The sequence below is a fragment of the Propionivibrio sp. genome, assembly GCF_041441355.1.
Classification (GTDB): Bacteria; Pseudomonadota; Gammaproteobacteria; order Burkholderiales; family Rhodocyclaceae; genus Propionivibrio.
In genome coordinates, this window is record NZ_JASDTF010000019.1 from 415,597 (window position 1) to 432,389 (window position 16,793).

The following is a 16,793-nucleotide window of genomic DNA, read 5'->3' on the forward strand; positions in this document are numbered from 1 at the left end:
TTTTCGTGCGCGAAGCTCAGGTACGACGGGTCTGGCAGCGCGTCGATGGCGTTCTGTTGCTCGATAAAAGCAGTGGCATGACCTCGAACTCGGCGCTGCAAGCCGCGCGCCGTCTGTATTCGGCAGCCAAGGCCGGCCATACCGGCACCCTCGACCCCTTGGCGACCGGGTTGTTGCCGCTCTGCTTTGGTGAAGCGACCAAGTTTTCCGCCGACCTGCTCGACGCCGACAAGACTTACGAGGCCGACGTACGCTTCGGGGTCGTCACCGACACTGGCGACAGCGAAGGGCAGGTGCTCGAAACACGTGCGGCGGACGTTTCCGTGGCTGCGCTCGAAGCCGTGCTGGTCGGCTTTCGCGGACCGATCCGCCAGGTGCCGCCCATGTATTCCGCCCTGAAGCGGGACGGGCAGCCGCTCTACAAACTCGCGCGTCAAGGTGTCGAGGTTGAGCGCGAGGCGCGCGACGTGGTCATCCATGCGCTTGAGTTGCTCAGCTGCGACGTTGATCGTTGTCGTTTGCGTGTGCGCTGCAGCAAAGGCACCTACATCCGGACGCTGGCCGAGGACATCGGGCGCGTGTTGGGGTGTGGCGCGCACTTGACCGCCTTGCGCCGTACCGCAGTCGGGGAGCTTTCGGTCGTTGATGCGTTGAATCTTGATGCACTGACCGCGTTGGACGAGGTGGCGCGTTCACGGCATTTGCGCGCGCCGGACGCCTTGCTCCAGAGTCTGCCGGCAATCACCCTGGTGGGCACGGATGTGCAGCGCTTCAGTCATGGCAATCCAGTGTCCGTCGGTGGTGCGACATCGCTGGCGGCGGGTACGCGTTGCCGGGTCTATGCGGACGGCCGTTTGCTCGGACTCGGTGGGGTCGATGCTGCGGGGTTCTTGTGCCCGCGCCGCTTGGTCGCCGCGCCCTAAGACTCGGGGCGGGGTGACGAGGCTTGCCGCTTGCGGTGCTGGCGGGCTATAATCCGCCCCTCGCTTCGCCAAGCGAAATAACCGTTTTGTTTAACGGACGCTTTGCTCTATCAAACTGGGGCGGCGTCGTTTTTTATGAAAGAGAGTTTGACATGGCGATCAACGTCGAGCAAAAAGCTCAAATCATTTCCGACTACCAGCGCAAGGCTGGCGATTCGGGTTCCTCCGAAGTTCAGATCGCGCTGCTGACCGCACGCATCAACGACCTGACCGGCCACTTCAAGGAGCACGTCAAGGATCACCACTCGCGCCGCGGTCTGCTGCGCATGGTCAGCCGCCGTCGCAAGCTGCTCGACTACCTGAAGCGGACGAATGTCGATTCGTACCGTGCCCTGATCCAGCGCCTCGGTCTGCGTAAGTGATAATGACTGCCAAACCGCAACGCGGTTCGGAGTCGACTTGATCGGATCTAAAAACAGCGGCCAGCCCCTGCGGGCAGGGCCGCTGTTGTTTTATGCACGTTTTTTCGCCACTCAAGGCGTATTGCTGATCGCGTGCCGGGATTGTGGGCACGCACCCTATTGAGAGAGGAACTATGTTTACTATCGCCAAGAAGACCTTCGCTTACGGCGCACACCAGGTCACGCTGGAGACCGGTGAGATTGCCCGCCAGTCCGGCGCGGCCGTCGTCGTCTCCATGGACGACACCGTTGTGCTCGTGACCGTGGTCGGCAACAAATCGGTCAAGCCGGGGCAGGATTTCTTCCCGCTGACCGTGGACTACATCGAGAAGACCTATGCCGCCGGCAAGATCCCGGGTGGCTTCTTCAAGCGCGAAGGCCGTCCGTCCGAGAAGGAAATCCTGACCTCGCGCCTGATCGACCGTCCGTTGCGTCCGCTCTTCCCGGACGGCTTCTTCAATGAAGTCCAGGTTGTGGCGATGGTGATTTCGCTGAATCCCGAAGTCGATCCCGATATCCCCGCGATGATCGGCGCCTCGGCGGCGTTGGCCGTTTCCGGTATTCCGTTCGACGGCCCAATCGGTGCCGCTCGCGTCGGCTACATCAACGACCAATACGTCCTGTGCCCGACCAAGACCCAACTCGCCACGAGCCGTCTCGACCTCGTTGTCGCCGGTACCCAATCGGCCGTGTTGATGGTCGAGTCGGAAGCCGATGTGCTGCCCGAAGACGTGATGCTCGGCGCCGTGGTTTACGGCCATGAGCAGATGCAGGCCGTGATCAACGCCATTCATGAACTCGTCGAGGACGCCGGCAAGCCCGAGTGGGACTGGACGGCCCCGGCCAAGGACGAAGCGCTCGTTGCCAAGCTGAACGCGCTAGTCGAAGCCGACCTGCAAGAAGCCTTCCGCATCACCAGCAAGCAGCAGCGCACCCTGCGCCTGAAAGAGATCGCCGACAAGGCGGTGACGACGCTGACTGAGGGCGAGGGCGCCCCGGATGCCTCGACCGTTGGCAATCTGCTCTTCGAAGCCGAGTCGCGCATCGTGCGTGGCCGTATCCTGGCTGGCGAGCCGCGCATCGACGGTCGCGACACGCGTACCGTGCGTCCGCTGGCCATGCGTTCCAGCCTGTTGCCGCGTGCGCACGGCTCGGCGCTGTTCACCCGCGGCGAGACGCAGGCTCTGGTTGTCGCCACGCTGGGCACTGGCCGCGACGAGCAGATCATCGATTCGCTCGCTGGTGAATACCGCGAACGCTTCATGCTGCACTACAACTTCCCGCCTTACGCCACGGGCGAGTGCGGTCGCGTCGGTTCGCCGAAGCGTCGCGAGATTGGCCATGGCCGTCTGGCCAAGCGCGCGATGATCGCCGTGCTGCCGAAGCCGGAAGACTTCAACTACACGATGCGCGTCGTTTCCGAAATCACCGAGTCGAACGGTTCGAGCTCGATGGCCTCGGTCTGCGGCTCGTCGCTGGCGCTGATGGACGCCGGGGTGCCGCTCAAGGCGCACGTTGCCGGCATCGCCATGGGCCTGATCAAGGAAGGCAACCGCTTCGCCGTGTTGACCGACATCCTGGGCGACGAAGATCACCTTGGCGACATGGACTTCAAGGTCGCCGGGACCGACAGTGGCGTGACTGCCCTGCAGATGGACATCAAGATCCAGGGCATCACCAAGGAAATCATGCAGATCGCCCTGGCCCAGGCCAAGGAAGCGCGTCTGCACATCCTTGAGCAGATGAAGAGCGAGGTTTCGGGTCACCGTACGGAAATCTCGGCTTACGCGCCGCGCCTGTACACGATGAAGATCAACCCCGAGAAGATCCGCGACGTGATCGGCAAGGGTGGTGCGGTGATCCGTGCGATCACCGAGGAAACCGGGACCACGATCGACATCCAGGAAGACGGCACGATCACCATCGCTTCGGTCAATGGCGACGCCGCGAATGCTGCCAAGGCGCGCATTGAAGCCATTACCGCCGATGTCGAAGTGGGCAAGATCTACGAAGGCACTGTTCTTAAGCTGCTCGACTTCGGTGCCATCGTCAGCATCCTGCCGGGCCGTGACGGTCTGCTGCACATCTCGCAGATCGCGAACGAGCGCGTCAATGCGGTCGCCGACTACCTGAAGGAAGGTCAGAAAGTGCGCGTCAAGGTGCTCGAGGCCGACGAGAAGGGTCGTGTTCGCTTGTCCATGAAGGCGCTGACGCCGGAAGAGGGCGGCGCTCCCGCTCCGCTCGCGGCGCAGTAAGAAGACTTCGGCGTTCTGCACGGCGGCGGCTTTGCCGTTGCCGTGCGGTTCGCCAGAGAGTAATAAAAAAGGACGCCGAGGCGTCCTTTTTTCATGGTGCGCTGCGCGCCTTATTTGGCGACCTGGCGCTCGCGCACTTCCTCAAGGGTCTTGCAGTCGATGCACAGCGTGGCCGTCGGACGGGCTTCGAGGCGCTTGATGCCGATCTCGACGCCGCAGCTGTGGCAGTAACCATAGTCGCCGTTGTCGATGAGGGCGATGGTCTCATCGATCTTCTTGATCAGCTTGCGCTCGCGGTCCCGGTTGCGCAGCTCGATGGCGATGTCGGTTTCCTGGCTGGCGCGATCGTTGGGGTCGGCGAAGACGGTGGCTTCGTCCTGCATGGTGTGGACCGTGCGCTCAATGTCGTGCATCAGTTCCGACTTGAGCGTTTCGAGGATGGTCCGGAAGTGAGCGAGTTGCCGGCTGCTCATGTATTCCTCGCCCTTCTTCGGAACATACGGGGCGAATTGTTTGGGAAGCAGTTCTTCAGCCATAGCAGAAAACCATCCTTGAGTTACGAAAAAGGCGATTAAATATCAGAAAAGAGAGAGGGCTGCAAGCGACGTTTTTATTTTTCGATTGTGTCCCAAGCTGGGGGCGGCTTCCAGGGATTCAAGTGACGACGTCTTTTGGGCTGGTGAATGTCTTTGAGATTTTGCGGTGGATAAAAAAACGAATAAAAAAACATGAAAACGATTGACCATGTCCTGGCACATCTGTAGAATGCTTGTCTCTCGGGGCGTAGCGCAGCCTGGTAGCGCATCTGCTTTGGGAGCAGAGGGTCGTGAGTTCGAATCCCACCGCCCCGACCAGTTTTAGTTGTAAAAAGTATTGCAGGACCGGCGGGAAGCGATTTGCATCTATCAGGCAGCATGGCAGATCGTCGAACGACTTGCGCCCGTAGCTCAACCGGATAGAGCACCGGCCTTCTAAGCCGGGGGTTGTGAGTTCGAGTCTCGCCGGGCGTGCCAGACAATGGCGGTGTTAGCTCAGTTGGTAGAGCATCGGATTGTGATTCCGAGTGTCACCGGTTCGATCCCGGTACATCGCCCCAAACAAAAGCCCCCGCTGGCGCAAGCCGGCGGGGGCTTTGCCTATCTCCGAAGGGGATTTCGGTTAGCCCGGGCGCGTAGTCTACGTGGCTCCATTGCCTTAGCTCCCCGATTTGAACCAAGACCGGTCGTGTTTGCCTTAGTCCGGTACTTGTCCTTGCGTCTTCCGTTGTGGGGCGTGTCCTGCGCGTCCGAAAGCCCGCCAAGATGAAATCGAGCGTCGTTTTTTCTCCCGAAGTCGCCAAGCCGCTGTCCTCGTACCGTCCGTACTGGGCCAAGCGCTTCGGCATTGCACCTTACCTGCCGATGTCGCGTGCCGAGATGGACGCGCTGGGCTGGGATTCGTGCGACGTGATCCTGGTCACCGGCGACGCTTACGTTGATCACCCCAGTTTCGGCATGGCGCTGGTCGGGCGTCTGCTTGAGGCGCAGGGCTTTCGTGTCGGCATCATCAGCCAGCCCGACTGGCATTCGGCCGCCGATTTCCGCAAGCTGGGCAAGCCCAACCTCTATTTCGGGGTGACCGCCGGCAACATGGACTCGATGGTCAATCGCTACACCTCCGACCGCAAGATCCGTTCCGACGACGCCTACACGCCGAACGGCGAACCCAACAAGCGGCCCGACCGGGCGGTCGTCGTCTATGCCCAGCGTTGCCGCGAAGCCTATCCCGAAGCCAATGTAATCCTCGGCTCGATCGAAGCCAGTCTGCGCCGTATCGCCCACTACGACTACTGGTCGGACAAGGTGCGTCGCTCGGTGTTGCCGGACTCCAAGGCCGACCTCTTGCTCTACGGCAATGCCGAGCGCGCGTTGGTCGCGCTGACGCACCGGCTTGCGGCGGGCGAACCGATCGAGACGATCCGCGACCTGCGTGGCACGGCCTTCATGGCGCCGCGCCACTGGTTGCCGGGCGAGGACTGGTGCGAGATCGATTCGCGCGAGGTCGACCGGCCCGGGGCGCTGATCCGCCATCCCGACCCCTATGCGATGGGCGAAGAGGTGGCGCCGTGTACCGCCGATTCGAAGGCCGGTGTGCGCGCGACCGCAGTGCGCTTCGAGCGCCAGATGCCGCGCCTCGACCGGCGTCGCACGGTGGTGCGCCTGCCGGCGTACGAACAAGTGGTCGACGACCCTGTGCTCTATGCGCACGCTTCGCGCACCCTGCACCTCGAGTCGAATCCGGGTAATGCGCGCGCTCTGGTGCAGGCCCACGGCGAACGCGACGTGTGGCTCAATCCGCCGCCGATCCCGCTTTCGACCGAAGAGATGGATGGCGTCTATGGCGCGCCCTACCAGCGCAAGCCGCACCCGGCCTACGGCGAGGCGCGCATTCCGGCGTTCGAGATGATCCGCTTCTCGATCAATATCATGCGTGGGTGTTTTGGCGGGTGTACCTTTTGCTCGATCACCGAGCATGAGGGCCGCATCATCCAGAGTCGTTCGGAAGACTCGATCTTGCACGAGATCGAGGAGATCCGCGACAAGACGCCCGGCTTTACCGGCACCATCTCCGACCTCGGCGGGCCGACCGCCAACATGTATCGCTTGGCCTGCAAGGATAAGCGCATCGAGTCCTCGTGCCGACGTCTGTCCTGCGTCTATCCGGGCATTTGCGAGAATCTCGACACCGACCACACGGCGTTGATCGCGCTGTACCGCAAGGCGCGTGCAGTGAGGGGCGTCAAGCGCGTGCTGATCGGCTCGGGGCTGCGTTACGACCTCGCGGTGCGCTCGCCCGAATACGTGAAGGAACTGGTGACCCACCACGTCGGCGGTTACCTCAAGATTGCGCCGGAGCACACCGAGGCGGGCCCGCTGTCGCACATGATGAAGCCGGGGATCGACAGCTACGACGCGTTCAAGCGCATGTTCGACCGCTTCTCGCAGGCGGCAGGCAAGGAGCAGTACCTGATCCCGTACTTCATCGCCGCGCACCCGGGGACGAGCGACGAAGACATGCTCAACCTCGCGCTCTGGCTCAAGCGCAACGATTTCCGGCCGGACCAGGTGCAGACCTTCCTGCCCACGCCGATGGCGTTGGCGACGACGATGTACCACAGCGAGCGCAATCCGCTGGCCAAGGTGGGGCGTGCCTCGGGCCGCGTCGAGACGGTGCGTGGCGGGCGCCAGCGCAAGCTGCACAAGGCTTTTTTGCGCTATCACGATCCTGAGAACTGGCCGCTCCTGCGCGAAGCCCTGAAAGCCATGGGCCGGGCCGACCTGATCGGCAGCGGCAAGAAGCAGCTGGTGCCGAGTTTTCAGCCAGCGGGAACTGGCGGGGCAGGGCAGCGCGGCGTGGCGCGCGAGGCCTCAGGGGCGCGGGCGAACATGGCGGTCGGCAAGCGCCCGGCGGATGCGTCGCGGGCGCCCGTCAACTCCGGTCCTGCCGGCAAGTCTGCTCGGCCGGTCGGTAGCGCACCCAAGCGAGGTGTGTCGTTGCGCGCGGTCCCGGCCGGACGTGGTCCGAAGCCGGGGCGCGGGCGTTGATGCCGAGCCCTTCGTCCCCTTCTTCGCTCCCGGCGCGGAGCGTTCATTTTCAATCGGCCGCGCGCGCATGTGCCGGCGCCTTGTGCGCTGTGCTAAAATCACGGCCCTTTTCAAAGTCTTAGCCCAAAAATGTCCCGTTCCGTCCGTAACATCGCCATCATTGCCCACGTCGACCACGGCAAGACCACCCTCGTCGACAAGCTCCTGCAGCAGGCCGGCACCTTCGCCGCGCACCAGCACGTCGCCGAGCGCGTGATGGATTCGAACGACCTCGAAAAGGAGCGGGGCATCACCATCCTGGCCAAGAACCTGGCGGTCGATTACGAGGGTGTGCACATCAACATCGTCGACACCCCGGGGCACGCTGACTTCGGTGGCGAGGTCGAGCGCGTGCTGGGCATGGTCGACGGCGTGCTGCTTCTCGTCGATGCCGTCGAAGGCCCGATGCCGCAGACCCGTTTCGTGACCAAGAAGGCGCTGGCCCTGGGCCTCAAGCCGATCGTGGTGGTCAACAAGATCGACCGCGACGGTGCGCGCCCGGACTGGGTCGTCGATCAGACCTTCGACCTCTTCGACAAGCTCGGCGCCAGCGACGAGCAGCTCGACTTCCCGATCATCTACGCTTCGGCGATCAACGGCTACGCCAAGACCGAACTCGAGGCGCCGTCGACCGACATGCGCCCGATGTTCGAGGCTGTCCTCAAGCACGTGCCGCCGCCCGAGGCCGATGACATCGACGGCCCGCTGCAGCTGCAGATCGCGGCGCTCGATTATTCCTCGTATGTCGGCCGCATCGGCATCGGCCGCGTTCAGCGCGGTCGCATCAAGCCGGCGCAACAGGTGACGGTGATGTACGGCCAGCCCGATGCCGACGGCAAGTTCGCGCACGGCGCGCCGAAGAATGCCAAGATCAACCAGGTCTTCGGTTTCCAGGGCATTGAGCGCGTGGCGCTTGAAGAAGCCGTGGCCGGCGACATTGTGTTGGTGACCGGCATCGATGAGCTTTCGATCGGCTGCACGCTGACCGACGTGAGCGCGCCCGAGGCGCTGCCGATGCTCAAGATCGATGAGCCGACGCTGAACATGACCTTCATGGTCAACAGCTCGCCTTACGCCGGCACCGAAGGCAAGTTCGTCACCAGCCGTCAGATCCGCGAGCGCCTGCACAAGGAGCTGCTGACCAACATGGCGCTACGCGTCGAGGATACCGGCGACACCGATTCCTTCCTCGTCTCCGGTCGCGGCGAGCTGCACTTGACCATCCTGCTCGAGACGATGCGCCGCGAAGGCTACGAGCTGGCCGTCGGTCGACCGCGCGTGATCTTCAAGGACATCGACGGCGAGCAGTGCGAGCCGTACGAAATGCTTACCCTCGACGTCGAAGAGTCGCACCAGGGCGGCGTCATGGAGGCGCTGGGCTACCGCAAGGGCGATCTGCAGGACATGGTCTCCGACGGCCGCGGTCGCGTGCGTCTGGAGTACCGTGTCCCGGCGCGCGGGCTGATCGGCTTCCAGGGCGAATTCATGAACCTCACCCGCGGCACGGGCTTGATGAGCCACGTGTTCGACGACTACGCGCCGGTCAAGGGCGACATGCCCGGCCGCCGCAACGGCGTGCTGATCTCGGCCGAGCACGGCGAGGCGGTCGCCTACGCCCTGTGGAAGCTGCAGGACCGCGGCCGGATGTTCTCCTCGCCGGGCGACAAGCTCTACGAGGGCATGATCATCGGCATCCACTCGCGCGAGAACGACCTCGTGGTCAACCCGATCAAGGGCAAGCAGCTGACCAACGTGCGTGCCTCGGGCACCGACGAGGCCGTGCGCCTGGTGCCGCCGGTGCAGCTGACGCTCGAATCGGCGGTCGAGTTCATCGACGACGACGAGCTCGTCGAGATCACGCCGAAGAACATCCGCATTCGCAAGCGCCACCTCTGCGAGCACGAGCGTCGTCGCGCGCAGCGCAGCGAAGGCTGATCGGCGAAGCTGGCTCGGGTTTTCGAGCTTCAAGCAAAACGGCTCACCCGCGGGTGCGCCGTTTGTTTTTTGGTGCTTGAGGAGGCGGCCTGCGAGCGCCATTCCATGCGCCTTCCGGGCCGGCTGGAGAGCGCATCCAGAGGTCGTTTCAGGCCTACGCCTTGCGTGCCACCATGAGGAAGACCGGGTACTCGCGCGGCGCATCGCCGCGCAGCTTCTTCACCGTGTAGGCGGTATCGAAATGCACGTCGGTGTAGCCGCAGGCTTCGGCCAGCGCTTGCAGCGCCGCGCGAGCGAAGCCGTGGTGCACCTCAGTGTCGCCGTCGTCGTGAAAGCTGCCGTCCTCGGCGTCGAGGTCGGCGATGCACAGCGTGCCGCCGTCGACCAAGATCTCGCGCCAGGCTTCGAGAATGCGCCGGGTGTCGGCAACGTGGTGCAGGGTCATTGCCGAGTAAACGACGTCGTAGCGCTCGGCCGGCTTCGGGTCGGCGAGGAGGTCGATGCGCAGCGGCTGCATGTGGGCGATGCCGGCGGCGGCGATCTTGCCGCGCAAGACCTCGAGCATGCCGGTGGAGGTGTCGGCGAGGGTGATCGTGCCGAAGGCGTCGCGCAGGGCGAAGCTCAAGAGGCCCGTGCCGCAGCCGAACTCGAAACCATGCATCGGCGGCGCGAGGTGGGCGTGGCGGCGCATGCAGGCGGCGATCGCGTTGGCGCGCTCGACGTGCATCGGATTGGCGTCCCAGTCACTGGCTTTGTGGTCGAAACTCATGCGCAACCTCGGGCAAAGAAGAAAAGCTGGCATCATAAGCCCATAAGTCGCGGCGAAGTGCTTCCAGGCGCTGCGCGCGGCCGATTTGTCGCTTTCGGCGCGCCCCGGGCGAGGTTGCCGATGCGGCCTTCGGTTTTGCCTTCAATCCAGAGTAGAATTCAGCTCCTATGAGCTACCAAGTCCTGGCGCGCAAATGGCGCCCCAAATCCTTCGCCAGCCTGGTTGGCCAGGAACACGTCGTGCGCGCCCTGACGCATGCCCTGGGCGAACAGCGCCTGCACCATGCCTACCTCTTCACCGGCACGCGCGGCGTGGGCAAGACGACACTGGCACGCATTCTCGCCAAATCGCTCAACTGCGAAACCGGCGTGACGGCGACCCCTTGCGGCACCTGCTCGGCTTGTACCGAGATCGATGCTGGACGCTTCGTCGACCTGCTCGAGGTCGACGCGGCGACCAACACCCGTGTCGACGAGATGCGCCAGTTGCTCGAGAACGCCGTCTATGCGCCGACGCGCGGCCGCTTCAAGGTCTACGTGATCGACGAAGTGCACATGCTCTCGAACTCGGCGTTCAACGCCATGCTCAAGACGCTGGAAGAGCCGCCCGAGCACGTCAAGTTCATTTTGGCGACGACCGATCCGCAGAAGATTCCGGTTACCGTCCTCTCGCGCTGTCTGCAGTTCAACCTGAAGCAGATGACGCCGCCGCTGATCGCCGGGCATCTGAAGCACATCCTCGAAGTCGAGGGCATCGCCGCCGAGCCGGCGGCGCTCAACCTCCTGTCGCGTTCGGCCTCGGGCAGCATGCGCGACGCGTTGTCCTTGCTCGATCAGGCCATCGCCCACGGCGCCGGGCAGGTCGACGAGGCGCAGGTGCGCGACATGCTCGGCACCGTCGACCTCGACTATCTTTTTGCCATCCTCGAGGCGCTGCTGGCCGACGACGTGGCAGCCATGCTCGCAGTGGCTGACGACATGGCCTTGCGCAGCCTCTCCTTCGGCGTCGCGCTGCAGGAGCTGGCGAGCCTGCTCACCCGTGTGCAAGTCGCCCAGCTGGCGCCGCAAACGGTGTCCGAGGAGCTTCCCGAGCGGGTGCGTCTGCTCGACGTCGCTGCGCGCTTCGATCCAGAGTTCGTCCAGCTCGCCTACCAGATCGCCGTGCATGGGCGGCAGGAGTTGCCGCTGGCGCCCGACGAGCAGACCGGTTTTACGATGACCTTGCTGCGTCTGCACACTTTCCGGCCGCAAGCGGCGGGCGAGGGCGGTGGGCAGCGCACACCGCCGATGGCGGCGCCGCGCGCCGCGCGCCCCGCTACACCTTCGGCGGTCGCACCTGCGTCTGTCGCATCTGCCGCGCCGGTGCCCCCCATGGCGCCTCCGGCGCAGCCTGTGCCTTCCGCTGCAGACACGGCGCCGCCGCAATCTTCTGCGCCGTCGCTCGCCGCGAACGAACCGCTGCCCGCCGCATTGGCGGCCGATGCCGATTGGCTAAGCATCGTCGGCGGCATGAAAATCGGTGCCATGGCGCGCGAGCTGGCGCAGAACTGCCTGCTGCGGCGGGTGAATGGAACGCGGATCGTCCTCAGTCTCGCCCCGGCGCAGCGTCACCTGTTGATCAAGACGGCGCAGGACAAGTTGCAGCAGGCGCTTTCCGAGTATCATGCCTGCCCCGTTCAGCTCACGATCGAGATCGAGGACGTGGCCGGTGAGACGCCGGCGGCGGTGGCGCACAAGGAGCGTCAGGAGCGCCAGGCACAGGCCGAGGAATCAATCGATCAAGACGAGTTCGTGCGCGAGGCTGTCGCGCTTTTCGATGCCAAGGTGGTCGAAGAGTCGACCCGGCCGCTCTAGCCGGGGCCGTTCCGCCGTGGCTTAGTTTTTTCGTTCAACACATCCCTTTGAGGCAAGCACCATGATGAAAGGCGGAATCGCCGGCCTGATGAAGCAGGCGCAGCAAATGCAGGAAAACATGAAGAAGGCGCAGGAACAGCTCGCCCAGATCGAAGTCGAGGGGCAGTCGGGGGCTGGCATGGTCAAGGTGGTGATGACCTGCGCCCACGACGTGCGGCGGGTCAGCATCGATCCTTCCGTCATGGACGATCGCGAGATGCTGGAAGACCTCATTGCCGCCGCCGTCAATGATGCCGTGCGTCGCGGCGAGGAAACCTCCAAGGAACGCATGTCCGGCTTCACCGCCGGTCTCAATCTGCCCCCCGGCATGAAACTGCCGTTCTGATGACCACGCCGTCCAGCCTCGATGCCCTGATCGAGGCGCTGCGCTGCCTACCCGGTGTCGGCCCGAAGTCGGCGCAGCGCATGGCGTATTACCTGATGCAGCGCGACCGCCCAGGCGCAGGGCAGTTGGCCGAGGCGCTGCAGCACGCACTCTCCGCGCTGCGGCATTGTCAGCGCTGCAACACTTTCACCGAAGACGAAATCTGCGACCGCTGCCGTTCGCCCAAGCGCGACGCCAGCTTGCTCTGCGTGGTCGAAACGCCCGTCGACATGAACATGATGGAGCAGACGCACGCCTATTCCGGACTGTATTACGTGCTCATGGGGCGCGTCTCGCCGCTCGAGGGCATCGGTCCGCGTGAACTGCACTTCGAACACCTGCTCAATCGTGCATGCGACGGCGTGGTGCAGGAAGTTATTTTGGCGACGAACTTTACCAACGAAGGCGAGGTCACAGCGCACTATCTCAGCGAGATGTTACGCAGCCGTGATATTCGGGTGACCCGGATCGCGCGTGGTGTGCCGGTGGGTGGGGAGCTCGAATACGTCGATCCCGGAACCCTGGCGCAGGCTGTGCGCGAACGTCGGTCGCTGGCCGGAGAGGCTTGAAATATCTGGTTTTTAGGCGAGGTGCCTTCAATTGCGGGGGCGCATCGCGTATAATGCTTCGCTAATAGTTTCAAAATCGGATAAATTCGTTCTGAGGATCGGTGCGATGAGCAAAGAAGGCAAGATGGATTGCGGCAGGAGGCGTCTGATCGTTGCCACAGCGGCTGTCGGTGGCGCTGGCGCGGTTGCGGCGATGGTCCCGTTTGTATCCAGCATGTTGCCCTCCGAGCGGGCCAAGGCCGCCGGTGCGCCGGTTGAAGTCGATGTCGGCAGCCTGGCGCCGGGGCAGATGATCACCGTCGAATGGCGCGGCAAGCCGGTCTGGGTGCTCAACCGCACCCCGGAAATGCTCGACACTTTGCCAAAGCTCGACGACGCCGTCGCCGATCCGAAATCCGAAGTCAAGCAGCAGCCCGATTACTGCCGCAATGCCACCCGCTCGATCAAGCCGAACATCCTCATCGCGGTCGGGATCTGCACCCACCTTGGCTGTTCGCCCTCAAACAAATTCAAGAAGGGTAGCGAGGAAGGCATGACGGCCGACTGGCTCGGCGGTTTCCTCTGCCCCTGTCACGGATCGACCTTCGACTACGCCGGGCGCGTGTTCAAGAGCAAGCCGGCGCCGACCAACCTTGAGGTGCCGCCGCATACGTATCTGTCCGAGACGCGTATCCTGATCGGCGAAGACAAGAAGGGGGCCTGAGCATGGCTGGCAATCAGAATTTCGAGAAGTACAAGTCCGACGGCTCGCTCGCGGGCAACGTACTCGAGTGGGTCGATGCCCGCTTCCCGGCCACGGCGATGTGGCGCGGCCACCTCTCCGAATACTACGCGCCGAAGAACTTCAACTTCTGGTACTTCTTCGGCTCGCTGGCGATCGTTGTCCTCGCGATTCAGATCATCACCGGCATCTTTCTGGTGATGTTCTACAAGCCTGACGCTTCGCTCAATGCCGATGGCGTGCCGGTGGCCTTCGCCAGCGTCGAGTACATCATGCGCGACGTGCAATGGGGCTGGCTGATCCGCTACATGCATTCGACCGGCGCCTCGGCTTTTTTTGTCGTGGTCTACCTGCACATGTTCCGCGGCATGCTCTATGGCTCATACCGCAAGCCACGCGAACTGATCTGGGTGTTCGGCGTGCTGATCTTCCTGGTCCTGATGGCCGAGGCCTTCATGGGTTACCTGTTGCCCTGGGGGCAGATGTCGTTCTGGGGGGCGCAGGTCATCGTTAACCTGTTCTCAGCCATCCCGCTGATCGGCGAGCCGCTGTCGATCTGGATTCGAGGCGACTTCGTGATCGGCGACGCGACGCTTAACCGCTTTTTCTCCTTCCACGTCATCGCTGTCCCGCTCGCCTTGCTCGGCCTTGTCGTCGCGCACATTCTGGCGTTGCACGAAGTCGGCTCGAACAACCCGGACGGCATCGAGATCAAGGAAAAGCTCAACGAAAAAGGCATTCCGCTCGACGGCATACCTTTCCACCCGTACTACACGGTGAAGGACATCGTCGGCGTGGTCGTCTTCCTGATCGTCTTCTTCAGCATCGTCTTCTTTGCCCCCGAAGGCGGTGGCTACTTCCTCGAATACAACAACTTCTTCCCGGCCGATCCGCTCAAGACGCCGCCGCACATCGCCCCAGTGTGGTACTTCACGCCGTTTTACTCGATGCTGCGCGCCATGGTCTGGCCGCTCCTCGGGCTTGACGCCAAGTTCTGGGGCGTGGTGATCATGGGGGCCGGTGTCGTCATCCTTGCCTTCCTGCCCTGGCTCGACCGCAGCCCGGTCAAGTCGATCCGTTATCGCGGGCCGATCTACAAGGGCTTTCTGACGCTCTTCGTTATCTCTTTCCTGATCCTGGGCTACCTCGGAACCTTGCCGCCCTCGGCGGTTGGCGAAATCGTGTCGCAGATCTGCACCCTGATCTACTTCGCCTTCTTCCTGCTCATGCCCTGGTACTCGAAGATCGACAAATGCAAGCCCGTGCCGGAAAGGGTGACCTACAAATGAAAGCGAACGTCATGAAGAAGTTTCTCCTGGCGCTGCTCCTGGCCCCGCTTGTTGTGCTGGCCGCAGGCGGACACGTTGCGCTCGACAAGGCACCGAACGTCCAGGACGACCATGCCCGCCTGCAGAACGGCGCCCGGCTTTTCGTCAATTACTGCCTCAGCTGTCACGGCATGAGCTTTGTGCGTTACAACCGCCTGACCGAGATCGGCCTCACCCGGCAACAGATCGAAGACAACCTGATGTTCACTGCCGACAAGATCGGCGGGCAGATGCGCGTGGCCGCCCGCACGGCGGAGCAGAAACAATGGTTCGGCGCACCGCCGCCCGACCTGACGCTGGTTGCACGTGCGCGCTCTTCGGTCGATGCCCCCGGCGCAGACTGGCTTTATACCTACCTGCGCGCGTTCTATCGCGATCCGCAGCGGCCGACCGGCTGGAACAACACGATCTTCCCGAATGTCGGCATGCCGCATGTGTTCTGGGAATTGCAGGGTGAGCAGACGCTCGATGCCGCGACCGGCAAGCTCAGTCCCGCCGTTGGCGGGCAACTGTCGGCGGCGGACTACGATCGCGAGGTTGCCGATCTGGTCGGCTTCCTGGTCTGGGCCGGCGAACCCGGCGCGGGGTTCCGCAAGCAGCTGGGCCTGGGCGTTCTGGCTTTCCTGTTCGTGTTGTTCGTCGTCTCGTATGCCTTGAAAAAGGAATACTGGAAGGACGTCGAGAAAAATTGAGTAACCGCCTGATTTTCAGGTGGCGGAATCGATGCCATCCGGCTTCCTTCCGGTGGCAATCGCGATTCCGCCTTAGCTTTTTGGGGGTGTAGACCATGATGAATCTTTATTCCGGAACGACCTGTCCGTTCAGTCAGCGTTGCCGCATCGTCCTCTATGAAAAGGGGATGGACTTCCAGGTCATCGATGTCGACCTGTTCGCCAAGCAGGAAGACCAGGCCGTGGTCAATCCTTATGGCCGCGTGCCGGTTCTGGTCGAGCGCGACCTGATCCTCTACGAGCCGAACATCATCAACGAGTACATTGACGAGCGCTTCCCGCATCCGCAACTGATGCCGCCGGATCCGATCATGCGTGCCCGTGCTCGTCAGCTCCTGATCACGATGGAGCGTGAAGTTTTCTCGCACATCGAGGTGCTGGAGAAAAACCTGAAGACGGCCGATAAGGCGCGTCAGGTCATCCGCGACCGCCTGACCGAGATGGCGCCAGTGTTCGTCAAGCAGAAGCACATGCTCGGCGAAGACTTCTCGATGCTTGATGTGGCCATTGCCCCCTTGCTCTGGCGCCTCGACCACTACGGGATCGAGTTGCCGAAGGCGGCTGCGCCGCTGATGAAGTACGCCGAACGCATCTTCAGCCGCCAGGGTTTCATCGATGCCCTGACGCCGTCCGAAAAGGCCATGCGCCGCTAGGGCTAACTGCTGCTGATCTGGTGTAATCTCCGGCCGGCGCCCCGATCGGGGCGCCGGCCCCTTTCCCCCTGAATGCCTTGATTTTATTCTCTGTCCTGCCGTGAGTCTGCCCTCGACCAAGCCCTACCTGATCCGTGCCATCCACGAATGGTGCAGCGACCATGGGTTTACGCCCTACATCACCGTCAACGTGAATGAGCGGACCCGCGTTCCGCGCGAGTTCGTGCGCGACGGGCAGATCGTCCTCAACATCGGTTATGAGGCCACGGGGCATCTGAGCATCGCCAACGACGGCATCAGCTTCCAGGCGCGTTTCGGCGGCGTGGCCCGCGATCTCTATGTGCCGATCGGCGCCGTGACCGCGATCTATGCGCGTGAAAACGGTGCCGGCATGGCGTTCGATCCCGACCTTGAGAGCAGCGAGAGCGATAACGCATCGGCGCCCGAGGCCTCGTCTCGCGACGACGACACGCCCCCTCCGCCGCCGCGTCCCAAGCTGCAGCGCATCAAGTAATCCCCGAGCTTCACCTTTTCGTGCCGCCCCGGTG

16 protein-coding genes and 3 tRNA genes are annotated in these 16,793 nt (G+C 63.1%); 16 read left to right on the forward strand and 3 right to left on the reverse strand.

The window, feature by feature from the left end; all coding sequences use genetic code 11:
- The first annotated feature begins 5 nt into the window (after positions 1-5).
- From truB to pnp, 3 genes are all read left to right on the forward strand, one after another.
- Positions 6-923: a tRNA pseudouridine(55) synthase TruB gene (gene truB / locus QMB55_RS08445; protein ID WP_497588245.1), complete on the forward strand. Its 918-nt coding sequence runs from the start codon at positions 6-8 to the stop codon at positions 921-923.
- A 152-nt stretch (positions 924-1,075) separates the two neighbouring features.
- Positions 1,076-1,345 carry a 30S ribosomal protein S15 gene (rpsO, locus tag QMB55_RS08450; protein WP_497588246.1) on the forward strand — a complete coding sequence of 90 codons (270 nt, stop codon included), beginning with the start codon at positions 1,076-1,078 and terminating at the stop codon, positions 1,343-1,345.
- A 173-nt stretch (positions 1,346-1,518) separates the two neighbouring features.
- Positions 1,519-3,639, forward strand: a complete 2,121-nt coding sequence (gene pnp / locus QMB55_RS08455) for a polyribonucleotide nucleotidyltransferase (protein ID WP_497588247.1) — start codon at positions 1,519-1,521, stop codon at positions 3,637-3,639.
- A 110-nt stretch (positions 3,640-3,749) separates the two neighbouring features.
- Here pnp and dksA read toward each other — a convergent pair whose 3' ends face one another.
- Positions 3,750-4,175 (reverse strand): RNA polymerase-binding protein DksA, encoded by a 426-nt coding sequence (gene dksA / locus QMB55_RS08460; protein ID WP_497588248.1) that lies wholly within the window; start codon positions 4,173-4,175, stop codon positions 3,750-3,752.
- Between the two features lie 241 nt (positions 4,176-4,416).
- On the opposite strand from dksA, the gene QMB55_RS08465 reads away from it, so the two are divergent.
- The 5 genes from QMB55_RS08465 to typA all read left to right on the forward strand — a co-directional run bounded on the left by QMB55_RS08465 (position 4,417) and on the right by typA (position 9,197).
- A tRNA-Pro gene (locus QMB55_RS08465) sits at positions 4,417-4,493 on the forward strand.
- An 82-nt stretch (positions 4,494-4,575) separates the two neighbouring features.
- Positions 4,576-4,652, forward strand: a tRNA-Arg gene (locus QMB55_RS08470).
- Between the two features lie 7 nt (positions 4,653-4,659).
- Positions 4,660-4,735, forward strand: a tRNA-His gene (locus QMB55_RS08475).
- Between the two features lie 205 nt (positions 4,736-4,940).
- The gene (locus QMB55_RS08480; RefSeq protein WP_497588249.1) at positions 4,941-7,223 is read left to right on the forward strand and encodes a YgiQ family radical SAM protein; all 2,283 of its coding nucleotides are present in this window, start codon (positions 4,941-4,943) and stop codon (positions 7,221-7,223) included.
- Between the two features lie 129 nt (positions 7,224-7,352).
- Positions 7,353-9,197: a translational GTPase TypA gene (gene typA / locus QMB55_RS08485; RefSeq protein ID WP_497588250.1), complete on the forward strand. Its 1,845-nt coding sequence runs from the start codon at positions 7,353-7,355 to the stop codon at positions 9,195-9,197.
- 154 nt (positions 9,198-9,351) lie between these two features.
- On the opposite strand, the gene QMB55_RS08490 is transcribed toward typA, so the two are convergent.
- Complete coding sequence (locus QMB55_RS08490; RefSeq protein WP_497588251.1) at positions 9,352-9,966, reverse strand: class I SAM-dependent methyltransferase; 615 nt, start codon at positions 9,964-9,966, stop codon at positions 9,352-9,354.
- Positions 9,967-10,133: 167 nt separating this feature from the next.
- On the opposite strand from QMB55_RS08490, the gene dnaX reads away from it, so the two are divergent.
- From dnaX to recR, 3 genes are all read left to right on the forward strand, one after another.
- A complete protein-coding gene (gene dnaX / locus QMB55_RS08495) occupies positions 10,134-11,819 on the forward strand; it encodes a DNA polymerase III subunit gamma/tau (RefSeq protein WP_497588252.1) in 1,686 nt (561 codons plus the stop codon).
- 61 nt (positions 11,820-11,880) lie between these two features.
- Complete coding sequence (locus tag QMB55_RS08500; protein WP_497588253.1) at positions 11,881-12,204, forward strand: YbaB/EbfC family nucleoid-associated protein; 324 nt, start codon at positions 11,881-11,883, stop codon at positions 12,202-12,204.
- Positions 12,204-12,812 (forward strand): recombination mediator RecR, encoded by a 609-nt coding sequence (gene recR, locus QMB55_RS08505; protein ID WP_497588254.1) that lies wholly within the window; start codon positions 12,204-12,206, stop codon positions 12,810-12,812. Before QMB55_RS08500 ends, recR begins: the two co-directional genes overlap by 1 nt.
- A 27-nt stretch (positions 12,813-12,839) precedes the next feature.
- Here the strand turns inward: recR and QMB55_RS08510 are convergent, their stop codons facing one another.
- On the reverse strand, positions 12,840-13,028 hold the full coding sequence (locus QMB55_RS08510) for a hypothetical protein (protein ID WP_497588290.1): 189 nt from the start codon (positions 13,026-13,028) through the stop codon (positions 12,840-12,842).
- On the opposite strand from QMB55_RS08510, the gene petA reads away from it, so the two are divergent.
- From petA to QMB55_RS08535, 5 genes are all read left to right on the forward strand, one after another.
- Positions 12,937-13,515 (forward strand): ubiquinol-cytochrome c reductase iron-sulfur subunit, encoded by a 579-nt coding sequence (gene petA, locus QMB55_RS08515; protein ID WP_497588289.1) that lies wholly within the window; start codon positions 12,937-12,939, stop codon positions 13,513-13,515. The two genes, QMB55_RS08510 and petA, sit on opposite strands and share 92 nt — an antisense overlap.
- Positions 13,516-13,517: 2 nt before the next feature.
- The gene (locus QMB55_RS08520) at positions 13,518-14,822 is read left to right on the forward strand and encodes a cytochrome b (RefSeq protein ID WP_497588255.1); all 1,305 of its coding nucleotides are present in this window, start codon (positions 13,518-13,520) and stop codon (positions 14,820-14,822) included.
- Positions 14,823-14,833: 11 nt separating this feature from the next.
- A complete protein-coding gene (locus QMB55_RS08525) occupies positions 14,834-15,553 on the forward strand; it encodes a cytochrome c1 (protein WP_497588256.1) in 720 nt (239 codons plus the stop codon).
- A 95-nt stretch (positions 15,554-15,648) separates the two neighbouring features.
- The gene (locus tag QMB55_RS08530) at positions 15,649-16,245 is read left to right on the forward strand and encodes a glutathione S-transferase N-terminal domain-containing protein (protein WP_497588257.1); all 597 of its coding nucleotides are present in this window, start codon (positions 15,649-15,651) and stop codon (positions 16,243-16,245) included.
- A gap of 100 nt (positions 16,246-16,345) precedes the next feature.
- Positions 16,346-16,759: a ClpXP protease specificity-enhancing factor gene (locus QMB55_RS08535; protein WP_497588258.1), complete on the forward strand. Its 414-nt coding sequence runs from the start codon at positions 16,346-16,348 to the stop codon at positions 16,757-16,759.
- Positions 16,760-16,793 lie beyond the last annotated feature (34 nt).